The sequence below is a fragment of the Siphonobacter sp. genome, assembly GCF_048595215.1.
Lineage (GTDB): Bacteria > Bacteroidota > Bacteroidia > Cytophagales > Spirosomataceae > Siphonobacter.
In genome coordinates this window covers 1-4,377 of the sequence record NZ_JBMDWJ010000019.1, presented here as the reverse complement: position 1 = coordinate 4,377, position 4,377 = coordinate 1, and the positions used below count along the sequence as shown (strand labels likewise).

Annotated in this window: 5 protein-coding genes; 3 read left to right on the top strand and 2 right to left on the bottom strand. The window is 45.5% G+C overall.

The features are described from left to right. On the top strand, positions 1-1,122 hold a 1,122-nt coding region (locus tag ACOJTG_RS01125), incomplete at its 5' end, for an ATP-binding protein (protein WP_420152115.1). A gap of 326 nt (positions 1,123-1,448) precedes the next feature. Beyond that, on the top strand, positions 1,449-1,964 hold the full coding sequence (locus ACOJTG_RS01120; RefSeq protein ID WP_420152114.1) for a GNAT family N-acetyltransferase: 516 nt from the start codon (positions 1,449-1,451) through the stop codon (positions 1,962-1,964). A 199-nt stretch (positions 1,965-2,163) separates the two neighbouring features. Here the strand turns inward: ACOJTG_RS01120 and ACOJTG_RS01115 are convergent, their stop codons facing one another. Then, positions 2,164-2,643: a DinB family protein gene (locus ACOJTG_RS01115; protein WP_420152113.1), complete on the bottom strand. Its 480-nt coding sequence runs from the start codon at positions 2,641-2,643 to the stop codon at positions 2,164-2,166. Positions 2,644-2,926: 283 nt separating this feature from the next. Here ACOJTG_RS01115 and ACOJTG_RS01110 point away from each other — a divergent pair, with 283 nt between their 5' ends. Next, positions 2,927-3,157, top strand: coding sequence for a hypothetical protein (locus ACOJTG_RS01110; protein WP_420152112.1), 231 nt, complete (start codon positions 2,927-2,929; stop codon positions 3,155-3,157). 175 nt (positions 3,158-3,332) lie between these two features. On the opposite strand, the gene ACOJTG_RS01105 is transcribed toward ACOJTG_RS01110, so the two are convergent. After that, positions 3,333-4,193: a hypothetical protein gene (locus tag ACOJTG_RS01105; protein ID WP_420152111.1), complete on the bottom strand. Its 861-nt coding sequence runs from the start codon at positions 4,191-4,193 to the stop codon at positions 3,333-3,335. Positions 4,194-4,377 lie beyond the last annotated feature (184 nt).

The window sequence follows — 4,377 nt, the reverse complement described above, 5'->3', positions numbered from 1 at the left end:
ACCGAAGAAGGGGAATACCCACATTGGGCCCGGGTAGCGGCGGTGCCTATCTGGAATCAGACGGGCCAGGTCACCGGAGGCGTGGCGGTCATTACCGATATCCATGCATTCAAGCAGACTGAACATCGCTTGAAAGAGGCGGATCGGCGTAAGAATGAGTTTCTGGCCATGCTGGCTCATGAACTTCGCAATCCCATGGCTACGCTTTCCAATGGATTGCAGGTACTATCTCTAACGGTGGCAACCAGTACTCAGGCTCAGTCAGTACTGGAGATGATGACTCGCCAGACGAACCATCTGGTACGCATGGTGGATGACCTGCTCGATGTTAGCCGCATTAGTCAGGGTAAGATCGAACTTCGAAAAGAGCGTATCAATCTAGTCGAACTCATTAATCAGACGATCGAAGCTGTGCGAACCTTGGTGAATACAAAGCAGCAAAAGCTAACGGTACGTTTGCCGGATACCTCGGTTCAGTTGGAAGGAGATTCCACGCGGCTCATGCAGGTAGTGATGAATTTATTAACGAATGCCTCTCGCTATACAGGTCCGCAGGGCAACATTCACTTAAGCTTGGAACACACGGGAAATACGGCCCTCCTTCGGGTCCAGGATACGGGTATTGGCTTAAGTCCGGATCAACTGACGTCGATTTTCGAGTTGTTTGTGCAGATCGATAATTCGTTGGCCCGTTCGGCAGGTGGATTGGGTATCGGGCTTACGCTAGTCAAGCAGATTGTCGAATTGCACGGCGGAAAAGTAGAGGCTCAAAGTGAGGGGTCGGGCCAGGGTAGTACGTTTATGGTCAGCTTACCTACTGTAAACGAGGTGCAATCGCATTTTGCGATAGAAAAAGAATCAAGAAAGGGTACACTTCGCCTTTTGCTAGTAGATGATAATCCCGATGCTACGTTCACACTACGTATGCTTTTGGAACTCAAAGGGTATCAGGTACACGCCCGTAATAGTGGTAGAGAAGGAATCATAGCGGCAGAAAGCCTCAGGCCTGACGTCATTTTGTTGGATATTGGCATGCCCGATGTGGATGGGTATGAAACCTGCCAGCAAATTCGGCAGCAGCCTTGGAGCAAGGAAGTATTGATTGTAGCGGTTTCAGGGTAGGGTCAAAAGGAAGACCAACGGAAGGCCCAAGAAGCGGGCTTCAACGAATACTTAACCAAGCCTGTAGATGTAGAGGCATTGATTCAGGTACTGTCCCGGCTTTCTTAACTTTATTTGTTTAAACGTTACGGGCTGTGGATCATTACTATTTATAGCCCGTATTATGAAATCCATTGATGACGTACGTTGAGAGGAAAATAATCATTAAACGCTCTGATTTTTTTGTACTAAAGTGGCTTTCAAAGTGGGTACAAAATGTACTGTACTATTCACCTGTTGTAGTAGACTACCGGGACAGTTCAGTTAACTAGTAGAAAAAGAAAAACATGCTCAATAAAACGCTAGTAACTTTCCCAACACTCACTACAGAACGGTTGACACTTCGGCAATTGGTAGAAAACGATGTGCAAGCCATTTTTTTACTTCGTTCTGACCCGGTAATAAACAAGTACCTTGACCGAGAGCCGAGTCAAACCTTAGAAGAAGCCTTACAATTTATTAGAACTATTCAGACCAATAATCTTTTGTATTGGGCTATTATAGAGCCCATCAGTGGAAAGTTAGTAGGTGGCATTGGCCTTTTTAACGTTTCAAACGAAGGCAATACATGCGAAATAGGCTATGAACTTCTACCAGACTACCAAGGACAAGGATTCATGAATGAGGCAATGAAGAAAGTCATTGCATTTGCCGTTGACATACTTGGAATTAAAGCCATTAACGCCTTTACTCATAAAGCCAACCAACCTTCAGCTAAACTGCTTCAAATGCTGAACTTTGAACAAATGGAAATTATCGACGAATCCAATCCTGATGTGATCGTATTCCGGTTACTAAATTAAGGAAAAAAGAGAAAGACAATTAGGTGTGATTACAGCACAGTTATTTATTAAAAATGACTCGACCTGAATTTCACCGACTAGCCTATCTTCATTTATATTGATCAAAGAATATTCCTAAAAAGGCTTCATTAGTGAAGAGATGATTGGTTTAAGGCAGAAAGCTACTCTTCGACTTTTAGTAGCTAAGCAGGAAGAATGGTTATTGGCGTCTGGAATGCAGCATACTAATCACTAAGCCGATCTGCCCCAGGTGATAGAGGTCATGTTGAATGATACCATTGATGAGGTATTCAAACGTATGTCCCTGATCGTTGTAGGGGATAGCTAATACTTCATCCGACTGCTGGCTCAGTAATTCAATCAGGCGGGTCTGATTGCTTATCAACTGCTGCTGTAAAGCGTCCCATCCTAACGCCTGGAGCTGCTCCAGTGAAGGCCAATCCTGAGTACTTTGCATCTGGATTTGATAAGCATAGTTCCCTTCCAGCCGCTTGATTAATACCTGACGCCAGGCAATCAGGTGAGCCAGGATCTCAGCTGCCGAGTGTACAGGTGGGTAGGGTCTTTGAAAGGCTTGCTCGCTAGTTAAGCTTGCCGTCTTTTTCAAAAGAGTCTCATCCAGCCAGGGCTGTCCATGAAACAGGCTTTCGAGTTGGGAAATATAATAGGCGACTGTCATGACATGGGTCGGTGAGGTTGGGGGTAAAGCTAGTTAGATATAGGTGAAGATACCTTTTGCCAGGAGTGAAAATATTTTTGAGTTAATAGTTCGATGAATCCAACAAGTTGAATATTAACAAGCGTTTAGGGAACCTGCCTAGTACAAGCTTTTAGAGATTACGGCATGGCTGTCTGAGAAGTATGGCGGCGGTTAAGAACTAGGTCTACCGTTCGTACCAGGACACTTATCGGATTGTTTAGTATTTACGTATATTGGCAAGGATTATATTCAGAACACTAGCATGACAGGTAAACAACTTTTTGACAAGTACCAGAGAGACGGACGAGCAGCAACCGTAGGCAGTGAGGAGCGGGAATACGGAGGTTTATTGCTTACAGCATTGATGACCGTCGGCAAAGAGGAGCTTTTCGCTACGCTGGAAGAAGCCGAAAAGACGGGTAAGAAAGTCGCCCTCACGTATCCTGCTGAATCCGTTCCCGCAGAGCCTAACGGCATTACCCTGGTTGACTAATTCGCCTTTTCGTAGGATTGGGGTTGACTATCCGGCTCTGGAAATGGAAGAAGTTAAGTGTATACCAATTTTATTTATCTCAAACGTGAATGTTACAATTATAAAGCCGCTCCGGATGTCCGGAGCGGCTTTATAATTGTAAAGAGAATTGTCATCAAAGAATTACTTGAAACAGTTAAGGCAAGCGTCTGTAAGCTTCATCTGCACCGCCTCCAGAGGGTAGAAGCTCATAACCTGGTATGCTAAGACTGCCAAAAGGGGGAAGTAATCCATTTAGACCCGTTTGAGGTCCAGCAAAAGCTTCGGTGCGGCCACGGTCCAGGGCGTTTAACAGGCTGATGTCACCCCGTTGAAGGATGTTTCTACCGCGAATAATAAACGTATCGCGACCTTGGGATCGTGGATCAACTTGAGTAATATTCTGAGCCACAACCAAACCTACGCCAGCAATTCTACGAGCTTCTATCGGTGTGTTGTTGACGGTCCAGGAACCTAGATAAGTTCTGCTAAAATAGACATCCGTAACATTTTGAAAGCGATCCTTTACCCGATAGGCAGGAGAGCCGTCAGCAGCTGTCACTTGCTCGAAATTAGAACCCAGGTCGTTGATGCTGAAACCTGCAACAAACCACCCATTTCCATCCGGACCTGGTTCAAAGCAACCACTAGCTCCTTGGGCGATGGCGGTTGGATTAAAGTCGCTCCGTGCGATGAATTGGCCACCCCGAATAAGAAAGCGTGAACCGAATGCAGGCTCGGGTAAGATTTGGCCTACGTATTGCCGATCACCATCCCCGGCAATAATCACTTGAAAACGACTGTTAGGCACGGTATTCCAAGTCCCCAATTCTCTTCCAAAGGTAAGGGTAGCACATTGCCCTCCCTGGCTTAGTCTACCACCCGCTTGTTTGCTCATTGCGGGCGTAGGAGTGTCAATCTCCTGTCTGTTGCAACTCATAGGTATGGTGAGCAAACCCGCCAGAATCGCATAGAGTCCTTTTCGTAATATTTGATTCTTGTACATGTTTCGTTCCATTGTATAGATTTAGAAATACCCGTTAAGTGGCCATTCTTGGCGGGCGAGTTACCAGATCAATCTGCTGAACAAAGTTGATTGCCAAGAAATCCGAATACAATAGGGGAAAACCATGGATTTTGTAGACCCAATAGGGGAATTCGCTAGCTAATACGATCAAGTATTTTAATAGCGATCTGGCGTA